Consider the following 18,586-nt stretch of genomic DNA (forward strand, 5'->3'; position numbering starts at 1 on the left):
AGGCCGTGCTTGTGCCGTAGGGGCCCCTTCGGGCCCAACGGGCCCATCGCTACCCCGACCACACCTCCCCCGTTTCCTGATAGCCGCCCACCCGCCGTCGCAGCGAAGCGGGTCAAGGTGGAGCGCCACCGATGCGCGAAGCGCTCGATGGCGACGACCTTGAGGCGCGCAGCGGAGACGGCCACCATCAAGCGGCAGGAAACGGGGAAACCACCCGCACAAGACCAACACCCCCACGGGCACACCCCACCCAACAGACCACCGCCCAACAAACCCACCCACCGAGTGCCCGCAGAGCCCACAGCGCAGAACCCCCGGACTTCCTCGCCCAACTTCGGTGCAGGAGCGGACGTGCCGCGCCCGGTGCCCTCCTCCGCTTATGCGCCACACGCATAAGCCCAGTTCCGAGGGTGTGGTCCAGTGGTCCGGCCCCGACGAAGGGAGGATCGGCGGGGCCGGAGGCCGGGCCCTGGTGCAGGGGGCCGGGTCTGGACCTACGAAGTCACCGCGGTGCGAAGAAGGTGTCAGCGGCTGGCAGCAGCGTGTGGGAGTAGTCGAACAGGGCCTGGTTCTCCCAGGCGTTGCCGGAGTCGGGGTCGGTGGGATCCCAGCCGTTGCCCTCGACGGCGGTCCACGCGGGTTCCCAGTACACGACGCCCCGGCCGCGGCCGCCCGCGACGGCGGCCACGGTGTCGACGATGTCTGCCAGGATCGCGGACTGCCCCTCGGGGGTCGCGGGGTGGCCGGTCACCTCCGCGAGCTCCTCGTCGAAGATGTTCTCGTGCCCGTCGGCGTCCTCGAGGGTGAACCCGTAGGCGGTCTCCACGAGGACGGCGTCGCGGTCGTACCGGGAGGTGATGTCGTCGAGGTTGGTGCGCAGGTCGTCGAGGGTTCCGTGCCAGTACGGGTAGTAGGACACGCCGATCACGTCGAAGTCGGCGCCGTGCTCGACGGCGGCGTCGAACCACCAGCGGAACATCTCGTTGTCGCCGCCCTCGGCCAGGTGCAGCATGACCTCCGCCGACGGCGCGGCGTCGCGGACCGCCCGGGTCCCGGCATCCACGAGTTCGAACAGCCCCGACCAGTCGTCGGTGTGCCCGTCCGGCCACAGCATGCCGTTGTTGATCTCGTTGCCCACCTGCACCATGTCGGCCGGGGTGTCCTGGTCGGCCAAGGCAGCCAGGAGCCCGTGCGTGTGGTCGTACACGGCGTCGACCAGATCGGGGAAGGCCAGGGACTCCCAGGCGGCGGGCTTGTCCTGTTGTCCGGGGTCGGCCCAGAAGTCGGAGTAGTGGAAGTCCACGAGCAGCCCCATGCCGAGGTCCTTGATCCTCGGGGCGAGCGCGAGGACGGTCTCGGCGGTGTTGTAGCCGTCGGCGGGGTCCACCCAGACCTTGAGGCGGGCGTAGTTCATCCCGGACTCGGACAGGATGGTCAGCGCGTCGTCCTCGTTGCCGTCGGCGTCCCGGAAGACGGCGCCGAAGTCCTCGCCCTTGACCAGGGTGGACATGTCGCCGCCGGAGATCCAGTCGCCCTGGCGCGGGCGGGGCCGCGGGGTGGCCGGTGCCGCGTACGCGGCCAACGCGGGAAGGGGCGCGACGGCCGGCACGGCGAGGAGGGCGCTGAGCTGGGCGAAGGTTCGTCTTTTCATGGTTACCTCTCGGTCGGTGGTGTGTTCTCCTTCAGGACTCGCACTCCCCCGGCGGGGATCCGCAGGGCCGTGTCGACCCGCTCCCCGCTCACGCAGTCCACGCCCGAGGCGCGTACCTCGGCGTCCTGCGCCCCGTGGTTGACGACGGTCAGGTAGCTCTCCCCCGGGCCCACTCTGCGGACGGCCTCCACGTCCTCCGGCAGGTCCTCCACGACGGGCGGGGGCGCGATCTTGTCCAGCACCGCACCCAGCCCTTCGGGGGCCAGCGCGGTGGAGACGTACCAGGCCTCTCCGGAACCGATGGCGTTGCGGGTCACCGCTGGCTCCCCCGCCGCTGGGCCGTCCGTGTAGGAGAGCACGCACTCCGCGCCGTCGGGGACGACCCGTTCGGCCCACACGCGCCCCGCGACGCCGTTCTCCAGGTGCACGCCCTCGTCGGCGCGCAACGGCAGGAACTCGTCGATCTCCAGGCCCAGCAGTTCCCGCAGGGGGCCGGGGTACCCGCCGGGGTGGATCTCGTCGTTGGTGCCGACGATTCCGGAGAAGTAGGAGACCACGACCGTTCCGCCCGCTTCGGCGTAGCGGGTGAGGTTCGCGGCCGCGGAATCGGTGGTGAGGTACAGACTGGGCACGACGACCATCGCGTATCCGCTCAGGTCCGCGTCCGGCGGGACCACGTCGACGGTGCGGTGCGTGCGCCACAGCCAGGTGTAGTAGGCCCGGAAGCGTTCGAGGTAGGAGTGGTCGGCACTGGGCCGGAACTCCAGTTCCATCGCCCACCACGACTGCCAGTCCCAGACCAGGGCGGTGTCGGCCCGGACCGTGCTGCCCCGCAGGCTCTCCAGGTCGGCGAGCTCGCGGCCCAGGTCGACCACCTCGCCCCAGATCCGGCTCCGGCGCCCGTTGTGCGGCACCATCGCCGAATGGAACTTCTCGGCGCCGAACCGGGAGGCGCGCCACTGGAAGAACATGATCCCGTCGGCCCCGCGCGCCAGGTGGGTCAGGCTGTTGCGGCGCATCTGCCCCGCCTGTTTGGCGATGTTGCGGGGCTGCCAGTTGACGGCGCTCGTGGAGTGCTCCATGAGCACCCAGGGCCGACCGCCCGCCACCCCGCGGGTGACGTCGGCGGCCATGGCCAGCTCGATGTGGTTGTCGCTCTCCTCTGCCTGGAGGTAGTGGTCGTTGGCCACGAAGTCGACCTCGCGCGCCCAGGACCAGTAGTCGATCCACTTGCAGTTGACGATCATGAAGTTGGTGGTGACCGGGGTGTCGGGGGTGTGGCGCCGCACGATGTCGCGCTCGCGCCGGTAGCACTCCAGGTGCGCTTCGTTGCAGAAGCGCAGGAAGTCCAGCTGCAGGGCGGGGTTGATGGCGGTGGGCGCCACGCGCGGCGGTTCGACCTGTTCCCAGGCCCCGTACGTCTGGCCCCAGAAGCTGGTGCCCCACGCGGTGTTGAGGCTGTCGACGTCCCCGTACCGCTCGCGCAGCCAGGCACGGAAGGCCTCGGCCGAGACCGCGCAGTAGCAGGCGGGCATCGCGCCGCCGTACTCGTTGTGCACGTGCCAGAACACCACGGCCGGGTGGTCGGCGTAGCGCCGGGCGAGCTCCTCGGTGATGCGCGCCGCGGCGCGGGCGTACTCAGGGGAACTGGGGCACAGGGTCTGGCGGGAGGCGCCGGAGAGGATGTGGCCCTCTTCGGTGACCGGGCGGACGGCCGGGTACTGGTGGAGCAGCCAAGCGGGCGGGGCGGCGGTCGGGGTGGCGAGGCCGGCGCGGATACCCGCGCCGTGCAGCAGGTCGAGCACGCGGTCGAGCCACTCGAAGGTGTACACGCCCTCCTCGGGTTCGAGGTGCGCCCAGGAGAAGATGCCCAAGCTGACCAGGTTGACCCCGGCCTCCCGCATCATCCGGACGTCCTCGTGCCAGACCTCCTCGGGCCACTGGTCCGGGTTGTAGTCGCCGCCGTAGACGATCGCGTCGACACCGGGGATGAGTGGGGCAATGGTCACTGGCGATCAGGCTCCGCTCGTACATGGGAACGTTCACAGCTTTCGTCCCACATGATGCACAGAACCGATTCGAAATACCACCCTTGACAGGATCATCTCCTCTCGACAAGAGTGTGATCGCTCCCACACGTAACCACGAATTCATCCGGAGGAGACATGCGATGGCCATAGGACGCAGCTCCCGGATCGCCGCCGGTGTCGGCGCGGTGGTCCTCTTGAGCTCGTGCTCGCTCTTCCCCGGCGCGGACGACGGCTCGGTGGAGCTGACCTTCTGGACCTGGGCGCCGGGCATCGAGGAGGTCGTGGAGATCTGGAACGGGGACAACCCCGACGTCCAGGTGTCCGTCAGCGACCAGGGCGCGGGCGAGGAAGTGGTCACCAAGATGCTGACCGCCTCCCAAGCCGGGCACCCGCCCGACCTGGTCCAGGCCGAGTACCAGGCGCTGACCACGCTCGCCGCGCGCGATGCCGTCGCCGACCTGAGCGCCCATACCGCGGAAGCGGAGGAAGCCTTCCACGAGAACATGTGGGAACAGGTGACCATGGGCACCGACCAGGTCTACGCCATCCCCCAGGACTCCGGGCCGATGATGCTCTACTACCGGTCCGACCTGTTCGACGAGTTCGGCCTGGAGGCCCCCGCCACCTGGGACGAGTTCGCCGACCTGGCCCGCGAGGTCCGCGACGAGCACCCCGACCACCGCATCACCAGCTTCTCCCCCACCGACCCCGGCTGGTTCGCCGGGCTCGCACAGCAGGCCGGTGCCGCTTGGTGGACCACCGAGGGGGACTCGTGGTCCGTCTCCGTCGACGACGAGCCCACGCTGCGCGTCGCCGACTACTGGAGCGGACTGGTGGCCGAGGACGCGGTGAGCGGGCGGCCGATGTACACGCCCGAGTGGAACGCCGCCCTGAACGACGGTTCGCTCCTGGCCTGGCCGAGCGCCGTCTGGGCTCCGGGGGTCCTGTCGGGTGCGGCCGAGGACACCGCGGGCGACTGGTCCATGGCACCGCTCCCCCAGTGGGAGGAGGGCGCGAACGTGACCGGCAGCTGGGGCGGTTCCGCCACCGGTGTCGCCTCGGGGACGCCCCACCAGGACGCGGCGGCGGAGTTCGCGGTCTGGCTGAACACCTCCCCCGAGGCCACCGAGGCGCTCGTCCTGGAGAGCGGCATCTACCCGGCGGCGACGGACACCCAGGACAGCCCGGTCTTGGACGAGCCTCCGGAGTTCCTCGCGCACCAGGAGGACTTCTACGAGGAGGCCGCCCGGATCGCTGAGGGCACCGCGCCGGTCACCTGGGGCCCGAACGTCAACATCACCTACAGCTCCTACCAGGACGCCTTCGCGGACGCGATCGCAGGCGGGGCCCCGTTCTCCGAGGCCGTCGCCGTGATGCAGGAGGACACCCTGTCCGACATGGAGAGCAAGGGTTTCGCCATCTCCGGGTGACCACCCGGCCCATCCCCCCAAGGAGTGTCCACCATGTGCCCGGCCAGAGCACCCTCGCGCCGCCGCAGGGCCGCGCGTCTGGTTCCCTACGCCTTCCTGGCCCCCGCCGTCATCCTGAGCTCGCTGCTCATCCTGCTTCCGATCGCGTACACGGTCTACCTGAGCGTGCGCCGCGTCGAGGTATCCGGCCTGGGTCTGGGCGCGGAGGGGCGCCGCGAGTTCTTCGCGGGCCTGACCAACTACCAGTCCGCCGCAACCGACCCCGAACTGTGGGCAGGGACGCTGCGCATCGGGATCTACGGCCTGATGGTCGTTCCCCTCATGCTCGGCCTCGCCCTGGTATTCGCGCTGGTCCTGGACCACCAGCGGGTGCGCTTCCGGAGCGTGTCCCGGATGGTGATCTTCCTTCCCTACGCCGTGCCCGCCGTGATCGCCACCCTGCTGTGGGGCTTCCTGTACCTGCCCGAGGTCAGCCCGTTCCACCAGACCCTGGCGGCGCTGGGGTTGCCGAGCGTGGACCTCATGGGTCAGCAGACGGTCTTCGTCGCGCTGACCAACATCGCGGTGTGGGGCGGTACCGGCTTCAACATGCTGATCCTGTACACGAACCTGCGCGCGGTCCCACCCGACCTGTACGAGGCGGCCCGGATCGACGGCGCCAGCGAGCTGCAGATGGCGCTGCGCATCAAGATCCCGATGCTCACGCCCGCGCTCATCATGACCTCGCTGTTCTCGATGATCGCCACGTTGCAGGTGTTCTCCGAACCCGTGACGCTCTCACCCCTGTCCAACGCCATCTCCACGACCTGGAGCCCCCTTATGAAGGTCTACCGGGACGCGTTCGTGCGCGACGACATCCATCTCGCCGCGGCCACCTCCATCATCATCGCCGCGGTGACCCTCGCCCTGTCCTACGCGTTCCTGCGCCTGGTGCAGTCGCGCGCCTTCAGCCAGGAGGAGGCGCGATGAGTCCGGCGAAGGAGACGCGCCCGGCGGGCCGCACGCGCGGAGCGGCCCGCGGCCGCAAGGGCGGTGCGCGCACGCCCGTCATCCCCACCGCGATCCTGCTCCTGGGAACGCTGTACTGCCTCATCCCGCTGGCGTGGGTGGCGGTGGCCTCCACCAAGGGCGGGTCGGACCTGTTCACCACGTTCACCTTCTGGCCGGGCGACGGCCTGCTCGAGAACGTCGGCGAGCTGACCGCCTACCGGGACGGGCTGTACTGGCAGTGGATGGCCAACAGCGCCCTCTACGCCGGGGTCGGCGGACTCCTGTCCGCCCTGCTGTCGTGCCTGACCGGGTTCGCCCTCGCTAAGTACCGGTTCCGCGGGCGCACCGCGCTGTTCAACATCCTGCTCGCCGGAGTCCTGGTGCCCCCGGTGATGCTCGCGGTCCCCCAGTTCCTGCTGTTCGCCGAGGTCGGCCTGTCCAACACCTACCTGTCGGTCCTGCTGCCCAGCATCGTGAGCCCTTTCGGCATCTACCTGGCCCGCGTGTACGCGGCCGCCGCGGTCCCCGACTCCCTGCTGGAGTCGGCACGCACCGAGGGCGCCGGTGAGCTGCGCGTCTTCTGGAAGGTGGCGCTGCCCATCATGCTGCCGGGCCTGGTGACGGTCTTCCTGTTCCAGTTCGTGGCGATCTGGAACAACTTCCTGCTGCCGTTCATCCTCCTGAGCGACGACGGCATGTTCCCCGTCACGGTGGGCCTCTACACGCTCCTGAACCAAGGCGCTTCGCAACCGGTGCTCTATACCCTGGTGATCACCGGATCGCTGCTCTCGGTCATCCCCCTGATCGCGCTCTTCCTGGCCCTGCAGCGGTTCTGGCGCATCGACCTGCTCTCCGGCGCGGTCAAGGCCTGACCGGTCCGGGGCGGGGCACCCGCGCGGAGCATGCTCCGCCCCGGACGAGAGGGAAACGACGAAGCCGTGACCGAAGACGACCGCCCGACCGACCGCCAGGCGCACCGCCGCCCCACGATCAACGACGTGGCCACCGCCGCCGGGGTCTCCCGTGGAACCGTCTCCCGGGTCCTGACCGGCGAGGGCTACGTGAGCAAGGACTCCAGGGCGGCCGTGCTCAAGGCGGTGAACACGATCGGCTACGTCGCCAACCGGCACGCACGGGGGCTGGCAACCCAGCGCTCCCAGACGGTCGCGTTCGTGCTCTCCGAGCCCCAGCACCGCCTGTTCGAGGACCCCAACTTCAGCATTCTGCTGCGCGAGTGCACCCAGGCGCTGGCCGCCCACGACATCATGCTGGTGCTGACCATCGCCGGGAACGAGGCCGACCGCAAGCGCGTGAGCCGGTTCGTCTCCGAGGGCGGGGTGGACGGGGCCCTCGTGGTCTCCGACCACGCGGGCACGTCCCTGGTGGACGAGCTGCTCGCCACCGGAACACCCCTGGTGGTGTGCGGCAGGCCCTCGGGGCACGGCATCGCCCACGTGGCGGCCGACGACCGCGACGGCGCCCGCCTGATGGCCCGGCACCTGCGCGGCTCCGGGCGCGAGCGCATCGCCACCATCGCCGGGCCGCAGGACACCTCCGGGGGTGTGGAGCGCTTGGCGGGTTTCCGCGATGTACTGGGCGAGGTCGACCAGCGCCTGATCGCCGTCGGCGACTACTCCCGCAGGAGCGGCGAGGAACAGATGCTTGCCTTGCTGGAGCGGGCCCCGGACCTGGACGCGGTCTTCGTCGCCTCCGACCTCATGGCCGCCGGGGCCCTGGACGCCCTGCGCCGCGCGGGCAGGCGGGTCCCCGAAGACGTGGCCGTCGGCGGGTTCGACGACTCCACCGCGGCCGAGCACTGCGACCCGCCGCTGACCACCGTCCGCCAGCCGCTGTCCCGGATCAGCAGGGAGATGGTGCGCCTGCTGCTCGACATGATCAACGGGGACACCCCCGCGGGGATGCTCCTGCCCACCACACTGGTGGAGCGCGACTCGGTCTGAGGGGCCGGTGGAGTCCGGGAGGCGCGGCCGGATCAGCGGAGCGGCCCGGTCCCTTCCGCCCCGGAACACCAAGGGACCACCAATGCCGTCCAAAGCCCGGTCCTGCCGTTTTCCCCCGCGCTGCGTCCGCCTCTCCCCGCGCCTCCCGCCGACCGGTCGCGGCTGCCCCATGCCCCGCAGGCTGGCTCCGACCACCTGCAACCACGCAAATTTTTCCCCAGGAAAGGGTTACGCCCGACCACCGAGCGCCAGTTGGGGCGCATCCTGGAGGGTGGGCGCACGCTCCCCTGGCCGTCAACGGCGACGGCTCCCGCTCCGCTTCCCGGTTGGGATCCGGCAACACCTCCCCTGTGAGCCCGCACCTCATCTCCCTGTGAACTCCTGTGCTCGAGCACTAGACTCTCTCAGAGTTGTACGTACAATCTGTACGGACAATCTGCGTACCGGCCGCTGGCCCCGAGCCACTCCGCCGGGCTTCTGCGAACGGACACTCATGCGCGACAACCACGGGTCACCGATACCCCTCTTCCACTGGATGAACAAGATCCCCGGCGGAGCCATGCTCATCCCGCTGGTGCTGGGTTCGGTCATCGGTACCTTCGCCCCCGCGGCACTGGACATCGGCAGTTTCACCACCGCGCTGTTCAAGGACAGCGCCATGCCCCTCATCGCCCTGCTGATCTTCGCCACCGGCACCCAGGTCACCCTCCGCACCAGCGGACCGGTCCTGGCCACCACCGGCGTCATCCTGCTGGGCAAGAGCATCGTCCCCGGCCTGCTCATCATCGCCCTGGCCGTGTTCACCGGGCCCGAGGGCGTCCTCGGCATCTCCATCCTGGCGATGATCGCCGCGGCCACCAACGCCAACGGCGGGCTGTGGCTCGCCATCACCGGCCAGTACGGACGCACCAAGGACCGCGGCGCCTACATCGCGGGCGCGATCAACGACGGCCCCTTCTTCGCCCTGCTGTTCATCGGCGCCTCCGGACTAGGCCAGATCCCCGTCATGACCATGGTCGCCGCGATCATCCCGTTCATCCTCGGTGTGATCATCGGCAACGTGGACGCGCAGTGGCGCGAGGTCCTCAAGCCGGTCCCCTCCATCGTCATCCCCTTCTTCGCCTTCGCCCTGGGCACCGGCATCGACCTCGCCGACGTGGCCCGGGGCGGGCTGTCCGGCATCCTGCTGGGCGCGGCCATCACCGCCGTCACCGGCGGCTTCGTGTACCTGGGCTACCGGTTCCTGCTGCGCCGCGGAAGGGAGTCCGGCCTCGGCTTCGCGGCCGGCACCGCCTCCGGCAACGCCGTCGCCACTCCGGCCATCGTCGCCGCCGCCGACCCGTCCTTCGCCGCCTACGCGGGCACCGCCACCACCCAGGTGGCGGCGAGCGTCCTGGTCACCGCGCTCCTCGCCCCCGTGGTGACCACTTGGGTCCTGCGCCGGGCCGGGTCCCAGCCGGCGGAGGCCGAGAGGGCCGAGGAAGAGCAGGCACAACCCCAGCAGGAGCAGGCAGAGCAACACGAGCAGGCAGGGCAAGAGGAATCAGACCAATCAGCGGACGAAGAGGCCGGACCGGGACGACCGGGCAACTGAAGACGGAGGAAGCACGAACCGCGGTCGCCGAAGACGACGCGGCCGTGGACGACCAACTGAGAGGTTCCGACCCGTGAACACCTATTCCCCGCCGCGCGCCGCCGTGCTCGCGGACGACCTGACTGGCGCCGGAGACACTGCCGTCCAGTTTCTGCGCGCTGGCTGGCGGACCGAGCTCCAACTCGGTCCGGCCGCGTCGAACACCGACGTCATCGCGCTCAGCACCGACTCGCGGGCGCTCCCCGCGGAGCAGGCGGCCGAAGCGGCAGCGCACTCCACCCGGCGACTACGCGAGGCCGGTGTGGGCCTGCTGTACAAGAAGATCGACTCCACCCTGCGCGGGCCTATCCGCGCCGAGATCGACGCGGTCCTGGAAGCCTGGTCGCCCAGCGCCGTGGCCGTGGTCTGTCCGGCCTTCCCCGCCAACGGCCGCACCGTGCGGGACGGCGTCCTGCTCGTCGACGGTACCGAAGTGCACCGCACCGCGGTCGGGAAGGATCCAGTCACCCCGGTGACGGAGAGCCGGGTCGCCCAGCTGCTCGGCGCCCAACACGTCCAGCTCACCGGGCAGGACGCCGAGGAGGACGCGGCCCTGCTCCGCACCGCCGCGCCCGTCGCCGTCGTCGACGCGAAGAACGACACGGACCTGGCCCGCGTCGCGGCCGCCGTCACCGCGCTCGGACCCGACGCCGTACCGGTCGGCTCCGCGGGGCTGGCCACCCGGCTGGCGGAGACCTGGCGCCCGGTGGAGGAGCCCCCGCCCTCCCTGGTCGTGGTGACCTCGCTCCACCAGACCGCCCGCACCCAAGTGGCCGAGCTCGAGATCGACGAGTGGACCGCCGTGGAACAGCCCGACCCGGCCGACCTCGCCGACGACGAGGCCTGGCGCACCTGGAGCGAGAAGGTCCTGGGCCGATTCGACCCCGACACGCCCCACACCGCGCTCGTCGCACCCGAGGACCGCGACGGCGGTCTTCCACCGGCGACCGTGGCCCGCAGATTCGGAGAACTGGCCGCCCGCCTGGCCGACCAGCACGCCCTGTCCGGGTTCGTCGTCACCGGCGGCGACGGCGCCCGCGCGCTGACGGCCGCCCTCGACACCCGGGCCATCACCCTGACCGGCGAGGTCGCGCCCGGCATCCCCCTCGGCACCCTCTCCGGAGGGCCGCGCCATGGTCAGGCCATCGTCACCAAGGCCGGGGGCTTCGGCGGCCCGTCCGTACTCCTGGAGGCCGCCGACGCGGTCCGCCACATGAAAGGCAGAAACAGTTGAACCGTCCCACCCTCGCGGTCACCCTCGGCGACGTCGCCGGAATCGGCCCGGAGATCACCGCCAAGGCGCTGCTCTTCCACCCAGAGGTGCGGGAATACGCCAGGCCCGTCGTCATCGGCGACGTGGACGCGCTCCGCAACGCCGTCACCGCTGTGGGCGGCGACCCGTGGGCCGTCAACCCCGTGGCCTCACCCGCCGACGCGGCCGACTCCCCCGAAATGATCGACATCGTGCAGACCGGCCCATCGCTCGGCCACGTCGCCCCCGGTGCGCTGAGCGCCGCCGCGGGCGACGGCGCGGCCCGGTTCGTCATCGAGGCGGTCGACCTGGCCAAGCAGGGGCTCGTCGACGGGATCGTGACGCCGCCCCTGAACAAGGCCGCCATGCACCTGGGCGGACACGCCTGGCCCGGGCACACCGAGCTGCTGGCACACGAGTTCGGGGTCAGCGACTACAGCCTCGTGCTGTCCGCGGGCGACCTGTCCTTCTTCCACCTCACGACGCACGTCTCCCTGCGCCAGGCCATCGGGGACATCACCCAGGAGCGGACCCTGGAGGTCCTGCGGCTGATGAGCGCGTTCGCCCGCGCCCAGGGTGACGCGGACGAACCCATCGGGGTGGCCGGGCTCAACCCGCACGCCGGGGAGAACCGCCTGTTCGGTGACGAGGACGCCGACGTCCTCGCACCCGCCATCGAACGCGCCCGGACCGAGGGCATCAACGCCCACGGCCCGCTGCCGGCCGACGCGCTCATCCCCGCGGCGGTCAAGGGCAAGTGGAAGCTCGTGGCGGTCTGCTACCACGACCAGGGCCACGCGCCCTTCAAGGCGGTCTACGGCGACGACGGTGTCAACATCACCGCCGGTCTGCCCGTGGTGCGGGTCTCGGTCGACCACGGCACCGCCTTCGACATCGCCGGCAAGGGCATTGCCCGGGAGGCCAGCCTGGTCCTGGCGATGCGCCGGGCGGCCGAGCTCGCCCCCGGGTGGGGGCACGTCTGGCAAGCCACCGGGGTCTGACCGCGCGTCCGCTCCACGGGGGCGGGCCCGCCGCAACGGTGTCGGCGGGCCCGCCCCCGCGTTCCTGGCCACGGTGCCGCGGCTGTCGCACGGCCGGGCTCTCCGCTCCGTACACGCGCCGCCCCGGAATCGCCGCGGCGGGCTTCCAACCCCACCACGCCACGTGATTCCATGGCCGACCACCACAGGCGCGATGGTTGGAGCCCTCCATGACCGACACCAGCACCGGATTCGTCAAGGTCCTGGGGAGGTGGGACGTCCTCGCGCTGGCCTTCGGCGCGATGATCGGTTTCGGCTGGATCCTCCTGACCGGCGACTTCATCAATGCGGCGGGCAGCGTCGGCGCGGCCCTGGCGTTCGTCATCGGCGGCGTCATCATCGCCTTCGTCGGCCTCACCTACGCCGAACTGGCCTCAGCCATGCCCCGCGCGGGCGGCGAACACCACTACGCCATGCGCGCGATCGGACCCAAGGGCGCGGTCGTCGCTTCGTGGTCCATGGTGCTGGGCTACGTCTCCGTCGTCGCCTTCGAGGCGGTGGCGATCCCCGAGACGCTCGTCTACCTGTTCCCGGACATGGAGGCCGGGTACCTCTGGACGATCGCCGAGTACGACGTGCACGCCAGCCTCGTCGCGGTCGGCGTGATCAGCGCGATCCTGATGACGTTCATCAACTACATCGGCATCCGCCCCTCGAGCGTCTTCCAGGTGATCGCCGTGCTGTTCCTCCTGGCCGTGGGCGCCGCGATGCTCACCGGCTCGTTCGCGGGCGGGTCGACGGAGAACATGCAGCCCCTGTTCACCGGCGGTGTCCCGGGCATCTTCGTGGTCCTGGTGGCAGTGCCGTTCCTGTTCGTAGGCTTCGACGTCATCCCCCAGTCGGCTTCCGAGATCAACCTGCCCTACCGCCTGGTCGGTGCGCTCCTGGTGATCTCCGTGTTCTGCGCCACCGCCTGGTACGTGATGATCATGCTGACCGCCGGTTCGGGCCTGTCACCCGCAGGGCTGGCCGACGCCGACCTCGCCTCGGCCGATGCCATGGCGGCCCTGTGGAACAGCCCCGCCATGGGCAACCTCCTGGTCCTCGGCGGTATCGCGGGGCTGCTTACGAGTTGGAACGCCTTCCTGATCGGGGGCAGCCGCCTCGTGTACGCCATGGCCCGGTCACGGATGCTCCCCGTATGGTTCGGCCGCGTCCACCCCCGTTTCCGCACGCCCTCCAACGCCATCCTGTTCATCGGGGCGCTGTCCGTGTTCGCCCCGTTCTTCGGCGACCCCATGCTGAACTGGCTGGTGAACGCGGGCGGGTTCACCATCGTCATCGCCTACCTGACGGTGGTCGTCAGCTTCCTGGTGCTGCGCCGCCGCGAACCCGGCATGGAGCGGCCTTTCACGGTGCGGGCAGGGGTGCCTGTGGGAGTCATCGCGCTGGTGCTGTCCGTCGGCCTCTTCAGCCTGTACCTGCCGGGTATGCCTGCCGCGCTGCTGTGGCCCAACGAGTGGGTCATGGTGCTGGTGTGGTGGATCGCTGGAGCAGCGCTCATGTGGCGCCTGCCCAGGATCCGGGCCGGGGCGGACACGGAACAGCGCCTGATCGAGGCCATGGATGCCCGGTCCAAGGACACCCGCTAACCCCCGGTCGGACTCGGAGTCCTGCCGGACGGGCGAACGGGAGGCCTCCGTCCACCGGCCCCTTCCACCGGTCCCGCGGGCACGTCCGTGACCGGTGGCGTTTCGCACAGCGCGGTTACCCTGGAACCGGGGGACAGGCGTCCCTCCCGTTCTAGAATGGCCGCCATGCCAGTCGACCGCTCCGGCCACCGGCCGCTGCACGCCCAGGTAGCCGACGTCCTGCGCGCGGAGATCCGGGACCGCTCAATCCCGCCCGGTGACGCACTCCCCAGCGAGGCGTACCTGCGGGAGCGCTTCGGGGTCTCGCGCAGCGTCGTCCGCCAGGCCCTCGCCACCTTGGAGGACGAGGGCACCGTCCGCAGGACCCGGGGCCGGTCCCCGGTCGCCGCGGTGCCCACCGAGCACCACCGGCTCGTGCAGCGGGTCACCGGCCTGTTCGACCAGTTCTCGGCCGAGGGCCTGAGCCTGGCCACCGCGGTGCTCTCCCTCGAGCCCTCCCGCGCCGGCACCCCTTCGGCCGTGCGGCACCTGGGCACGCGTGAGCTGCTGCGGCTGGAGCGCGTCCGCTACGTCGACGACGAGGCCCTCTCCTACGTGCGCACCTGGCTCCCCGCCGAACGGTTCGCCGTCCTGGACGCCTCGATACTGCGCGACTCCTCCCTGCACCGGCTGATGGAGACCCGCTTCGGGGCGGTGCCCAGCAGCGGCCGCAGACAGATCCGCGCCGTCCCGGCGGACCCGCGCATCGCCGCCGAGCTCGGCGTCGACGACCGCGACCCGCTGCTCCTCCTCGAAGGCGGCACGTTCGACCAGCACGGCACCCCGCTGGAGTGGTTCGAGAGCTGGCACCGCTCGGACCGGGTGGTCTTCGACATCGAGGCCGCGGGCGCCGCCGACCAGGTCCGGATCGCGCCGGGGCCGTCCCTCGTCAGCCCTCCTGCTGCCGGGGACCGCGCGGGGGCGGAGGCCGGCCGCGGCCTGGACCGGGCCGTGGAACTCGCCGCGGAGCTGCGCGCCGAACTCGACCGGCTCCGGGAGGATCGCTGACCGCGGGCGACCAAGTCGGACCTTCCCAACCGAGCCCGGCGGGTGGCGAAGACCGGGATCTCCCGCGCCCCGCGCCGGTTCCCTCAGCCAGGTCCGAGCGCGGCCCGAGCGGTTTCCTCGGCCTGCGCGCGCTCCAACCAGCGCAGCGCCTCAGCGCTTCCCGTTTCGAGATTGCCCGGAAGGTCCTTGAGGAACGTCCGGTCTCCGTGGCAGTCCATCGCTTCACGGACGGCAGCGGGGTCGCCCTGCTGGATGACGCGCAGCAGGGCGCGATGGCGCATGATGACACCGGCAGGGCTCTCGTTGCGATGGGCCCGCGAGCTGCGGTTCAACGCCATGCACAGCTTCATCTGCATCTGCAGGGAGCGGTAGGTCTCCTCCAGCCTCCGGTGCCCGGACAGGCCGATGACCGCCGAATGGAAGTCGAACTTCGCGTCAGACAGTTCGGCTTCGTCGCGGATGTCGGCGGCCACCTCCATGCGGCGCAGTTCGCGCCAGCAACGCTCCAAGCGCTCCGGTTCGGAGACGGGGAAAGCCAGGTCGATGGCCAGGTGCTCCAGCTGCTGCCGCAGCGTCACAATCTCGTAGACGTCGTGCAGGGACAGTGGGGTCACCACGGCGCCCCGGTGCGCGAACTGCCTGATGAGCCCTTCGTGTTCGAGTCGGCGCAGGGCTTCGCGTAGCGGAGGGCGGCTGATACCGAGGTCTGCCGTCAGCTGATTCTCGACGACGCGGTCCCCCGGCAACAGCTCACCGCCCAGGATCATCCGACGGATCGATCGGGTGGCCAGCTCCACCATGCTCGGCGGCTTCTCAATCCTCTGGTGCCTGCTCTGGGCACCGTCGGCACCGGGTTCGGCGGATCGACCCATCACCTCTCCTTGAATTCGTGAACGGCCCGCGCTCCGGCGTCGCACACACCTACAGTCACCGCTCAGACAGCGGCAACAGTGCCGAGGTTACCGGCGTTCGGTTTTCCGAACCGACTCGGGTTCGAGCGCAGCGGCGACCAACTCCACCGGATGCCGGGAACCGCGCCCAGTACCGTGCCCGATCTGCTGTCGGCAGGACACTCCGGTCGCGGCGATGACCGTGGCCTCCTCCTCGGCTTCGATAGCCGGGAAAAGCCGGTCCTGACCGACCTTCATCGACGTCGCGTAGTGTTCGGCCTCGAAACCGAAGGAGCCGGCCATTCCACAACAGCCCGCGTCGAGTTCCACGACCTCGGCACCGGGTATACGACGCAGCAGGTTCATCGTCGCCGATGTTCCCACCTCGGCCTTCTGGTGGCAGTGGCCGTGGAAGAGGATGCGCCGGTTCGCGGGCCAGGACTCCTCGGACAGGGTGAGGTGTCCGGCGTCGATGGCCTCGGTGATGAGTTCCTCGACCTGGCGCACGCGCCCGGAGACCTCCTGGACACGGGGGTCGTCGGGCAGCAGGGCCCCGGCTTCGTCCTTCAGCGTCAGCACACACGACGGTTCGCACCCGACGACGGGTTGGCCCGCCGCCTCGCCTTCACTGAGGAGGCCGACGAGTTTGCCGACCTTGGCCTTCGCATCGTCCAGTAGTCCCTTGGACAGGCTGGAGCGTCCGCAGCACCCGCGGCTCTCCAGCCGGACCCGCCAGCCAGCGCGCTCCAGGACCTCGATCGCGGCGCGCCCGATACCCGGTTCCGTGTAGGAGGAGAAGGAGTCGGCGAGGAAAGTGAGCTCGCCCTGGGGCGCGTCACCGGTTCGCGGCCGCCTATCGCGGAACCAGCGCATCAGGTTGCGGCGCTGGAATGTAGGCAACGGCCGCTGGGCCGTGATACCGGTGGCCCTCTCCAGCACACGGCGCAGGAACGGCAGGCGGTTGGGAAGTGCGCTGAGGGGTGCGGTAGCCGAACCAAGGCGGTAAAGCGATCGGATCGCGCCGAAGAGCCGCGAGCGCAGCGGTACCCCGTGGGCGTCGTGGTAGTGCGACTGGGCTTCGCTCTTGAGCTTGGCCATGTCGACGCCCAGCGGGCATTCGCTCTTACAGGCTTTGCACATCAGGCACAGGTCCAGGACCTCGTGCAGGCGCTCATCGCCCATCGACGCCGCTGGATCCGGCTCGGAGAGCGCTTTGACCAGGGCGTTGGCCCGTCCGCGTGTGGTGTGTTCCTCGTCCATGGTCGCGATGTAGGACGGGCACATCGTCCCCGACGTGCTCTTGCGGCACAGGCCGATGTTCATACACCGGTCTGCGGCCCCGCGCATGCCCCCCACCACATCGAACGACAGTCTGGTCCGAAACGGCCCCGGCTCGGGGAGCCGGGCGTCGCGGAGGTTGTCGGTCATCGCCGGGGCATCGACGATCTTGCCTGGGTTCAGCCGGTTCTCCGGGTCGAAGACCCGCTTGACCTCGCGCATGGCGGCGTAGAGGTCGGGCCCGAAGATCTGCTCGTTGAACTCGCTGCGGGCGAGGCCGTCGCCGTGTTCGCTGGAGTTCACCCCGCCGTACTCAGTCACCAGGCTCTTGACCTCCTCGGCGACGGTACGCATCCGTTCAGCCTCACCCGGAACCGCCAGGTCGACGAACGGTCGGATGTGCAGGCAGCCCACGGAACAGTGCCCGTAGAAGCCCGCCTGCAGGCCGTGGTGGTCCAGGATCTCCTTGAACCGGGTCGTGTACTCGACCAGGTGCTCCGGGTCGACGGCGGTGTCCTCGACGAAAGCCAACGGCCGCCGGGTGCCGCTGCCTGCCGCCATAAGCAGGCCGAGGCTGGACTTGCGGACCTTCAGGAGGGCGGACTGCTGCTCCGGCGTCACGGCCCGCAGTGTGTGGTAGCCGTGCCCGTTGCTGCGCCACAACCGTGTCAACCTGTCCAGGCGGTCGATGAGTTCAGCCTCGTCATCTCCACTGAACGACACGAACAGCAGCGCCTCCGGGTCACCCTCGAGTATGTCGCCGAGCGACGCGTACTCAATCCGCTCCCGCGAGAGGTCGAGGATGGTCCGGTCCATCATCTCGACGGCTGCCGGATCACACGCGAGGGCGTCCTGTGTCGCGGCGACCGCGCCCGGCATGGTGCTGAAGTGACCCACCGCGATCACGGTGCGGGACGGTTTGGGGACCAGGTCCACATCCGCCTCGGTGGCCAAGGCAAGCGTGCCCTCGGATCCGACGATGAAGGTGGCCAGGTTGAATGAGGGGTCGTCGACCAGCCGGTCCAACCGGTACCCGCAGGCACGCCGCCAGAAGTCGGGGAAGCCGGTGGCGATCGCCTCCGGGTAGTCGCGCAGGATGCGCTCCAGCCCGCGGTGGATATCACCTTCCAGCCCCGGCAGCCCGGCGCGTTCGGCACGCTCGTCAGCGGTGAGTGCACGGAATACCGTCTGGTTGCCGTCGGAGAGCACCACATCGAGTGCGCGCACGTGGTCGATGGTCATTCCGTGGCGCATCGACCCGCTACCGGCGGAATTGTTGCCGATCATGCCGCCCAACGTGGCCCGGTTGCTCGTCGATGTGTCCGGACCGAACATCAGGCCGTGCGCGCCCGCCGCGGCGTTGAGCTGGTCCTGGACGACACCGGGTTGGACGCGGGCCGTACGCTGCTCGGGGTCGATGGCCTTGATGGCGTTCATGTGCCGGGACATGTCCACGACGAGCCCCGAGCCCACGGTCTGTCCGGCGAGGCTGGTGCCGGCTCCCCGCGGGGTGAGCGTCACACCTGTTTCGGCCGCAACAGAGGTCACCGCGGCGACCTCGTCTGCGTCCCGGGGGAAGACGACGCCGAGCGGTTCGATGGCGTACATGCTCGCGTCCCTCGAGAAGAGGTGGCGGGAGTAGTCGTCGAACCTGGTGTCAGTGACTCCGGCGCGGAGGAGGGCCTGCTGGACCCGTTGGGTGTGCTCGGAGTCGGGTCCCTGTCCTCCTCCGGCCCCGGGATCCCGGGTAGTTTCCGTCATTGCCGGATCACCTCCGCTTCCTGTCGGTCAC

At 70.1% G+C, this 18,586-nt stretch carries 13 protein-coding genes; 9 read left to right on the top strand and 4 right to left on the bottom strand.

Annotation, left to right across the window (positions count from 1 at the left end; translation table 11 throughout):
• Positions 1 to 502: 502 nt before the first annotated feature.
• Entirely contained in the window at positions 503 to 1,651 is a 1,149-nt protein-coding gene (locus ACYVD1_RS23775) for a glycoside hydrolase family 53 protein (RefSeq protein ID WP_460776698.1), read from the bottom strand.
• A gap of 2 nt (positions 1,652 to 1,653) precedes the next feature.
• On the bottom strand, positions 1,654 to 3,660 hold the full coding sequence (locus tag ACYVD1_RS23780) for a beta-galactosidase (RefSeq protein WP_460776699.1): 2,007 nt from the start codon (positions 3,658 to 3,660) through the stop codon (positions 1,654 to 1,656).
• Between the two features lie 161 nt (positions 3,661 to 3,821).
• On the opposite strand from ACYVD1_RS23780, the gene ACYVD1_RS23785 reads away from it, so the two are divergent.
• From ACYVD1_RS23785 to ACYVD1_RS23825, 9 genes are all read left to right on the top strand, one after another.
• The gene (locus tag ACYVD1_RS23785) at positions 3,822 to 5,111 is read left to right on the top strand and encodes an ABC transporter substrate-binding protein (RefSeq protein ID WP_460776700.1); all 1,290 of its coding nucleotides are present in this window, start codon (positions 3,822 to 3,824) and stop codon (positions 5,109 to 5,111) included.
• Positions 5,112 to 5,144: 33 nt separating this feature from the next.
• A complete protein-coding gene (locus ACYVD1_RS23790) occupies positions 5,145 to 6,080 on the top strand; it encodes a carbohydrate ABC transporter permease (RefSeq protein ID WP_460776701.1) in 936 nt (311 codons plus the stop codon).
• Positions 6,077 to 6,973, top strand: coding sequence for a carbohydrate ABC transporter permease (locus tag ACYVD1_RS23795; RefSeq protein WP_460776702.1), 897 nt, complete (start codon positions 6,077 to 6,079; stop codon positions 6,971 to 6,973). The genes ACYVD1_RS23790 and ACYVD1_RS23795 overlap by 4 nt, the downstream gene beginning before the upstream one ends.
• Positions 6,974 to 7,039: 66 nt before the next feature.
• Positions 7,040 to 8,062, top strand: coding sequence for a LacI family DNA-binding transcriptional regulator (locus ACYVD1_RS23800; RefSeq protein ID WP_460776703.1), 1,023 nt, complete (start codon positions 7,040 to 7,042; stop codon positions 8,060 to 8,062).
• 493 nt (positions 8,063 to 8,555) lie between these two features.
• The gene (locus ACYVD1_RS23805) at positions 8,556 to 9,656 is read left to right on the top strand and encodes a 2-keto-3-deoxygluconate permease (protein ID WP_460776704.1); all 1,101 of its coding nucleotides are present in this window, start codon (positions 8,556 to 8,558) and stop codon (positions 9,654 to 9,656) included.
• Positions 9,657 to 9,729: 73 nt separating this feature from the next.
• Positions 9,730 to 10,929: a four-carbon acid sugar kinase family protein gene (locus ACYVD1_RS23810; protein WP_460776705.1), complete on the top strand. Its 1,200-nt coding sequence runs from the start codon at positions 9,730 to 9,732 to the stop codon at positions 10,927 to 10,929.
• The gene (pdxA, locus tag ACYVD1_RS23815; protein ID WP_460776706.1) at positions 10,926 to 11,948 is read left to right on the top strand and encodes a 4-hydroxythreonine-4-phosphate dehydrogenase PdxA; all 1,023 of its coding nucleotides are present in this window, start codon (positions 10,926 to 10,928) and stop codon (positions 11,946 to 11,948) included. The genes ACYVD1_RS23810 and pdxA overlap by 4 nt, the downstream gene beginning before the upstream one ends.
• 209 nt (positions 11,949 to 12,157) lie before the next feature.
• Positions 12,158 to 13,579 (top strand): APC family permease, encoded by a 1,422-nt coding sequence (locus tag ACYVD1_RS23820; RefSeq protein ID WP_460776707.1) that lies wholly within the window; start codon positions 12,158 to 12,160, stop codon positions 13,577 to 13,579.
• 156 nt (positions 13,580 to 13,735) lie between these two features.
• A complete protein-coding gene (locus ACYVD1_RS23825; protein ID WP_460776708.1) occupies positions 13,736 to 14,626 on the top strand; it encodes a GntR family transcriptional regulator in 891 nt (296 codons plus the stop codon).
• Positions 14,627 to 14,709: 83 nt separating this feature from the next.
• Here the strand turns inward: ACYVD1_RS23825 and ACYVD1_RS23830 are convergent, their stop codons facing one another.
• Together ACYVD1_RS23830 and ACYVD1_RS23835 are read right to left on the bottom strand one after the other, a co-directional pair.
• The gene (locus ACYVD1_RS23830; RefSeq protein WP_460776709.1) at positions 14,710 to 15,498 is read right to left on the bottom strand and encodes a GntR family transcriptional regulator; all 789 of its coding nucleotides are present in this window, start codon (positions 15,496 to 15,498) and stop codon (positions 14,710 to 14,712) included.
• A gap of 87 nt (positions 15,499 to 15,585) precedes the next feature.
• Positions 15,586 to 18,555 (bottom strand): FAD-binding and (Fe-S)-binding domain-containing protein, encoded by a 2,970-nt coding sequence (locus ACYVD1_RS23835; protein ID WP_460776710.1) that lies wholly within the window; start codon positions 18,553 to 18,555, stop codon positions 15,586 to 15,588.
• Positions 18,556 to 18,586 lie beyond the last annotated feature (31 nt).

The sequence above is a fragment of the Nocardiopsis nanhaiensis genome (assembly GCF_054778635.1).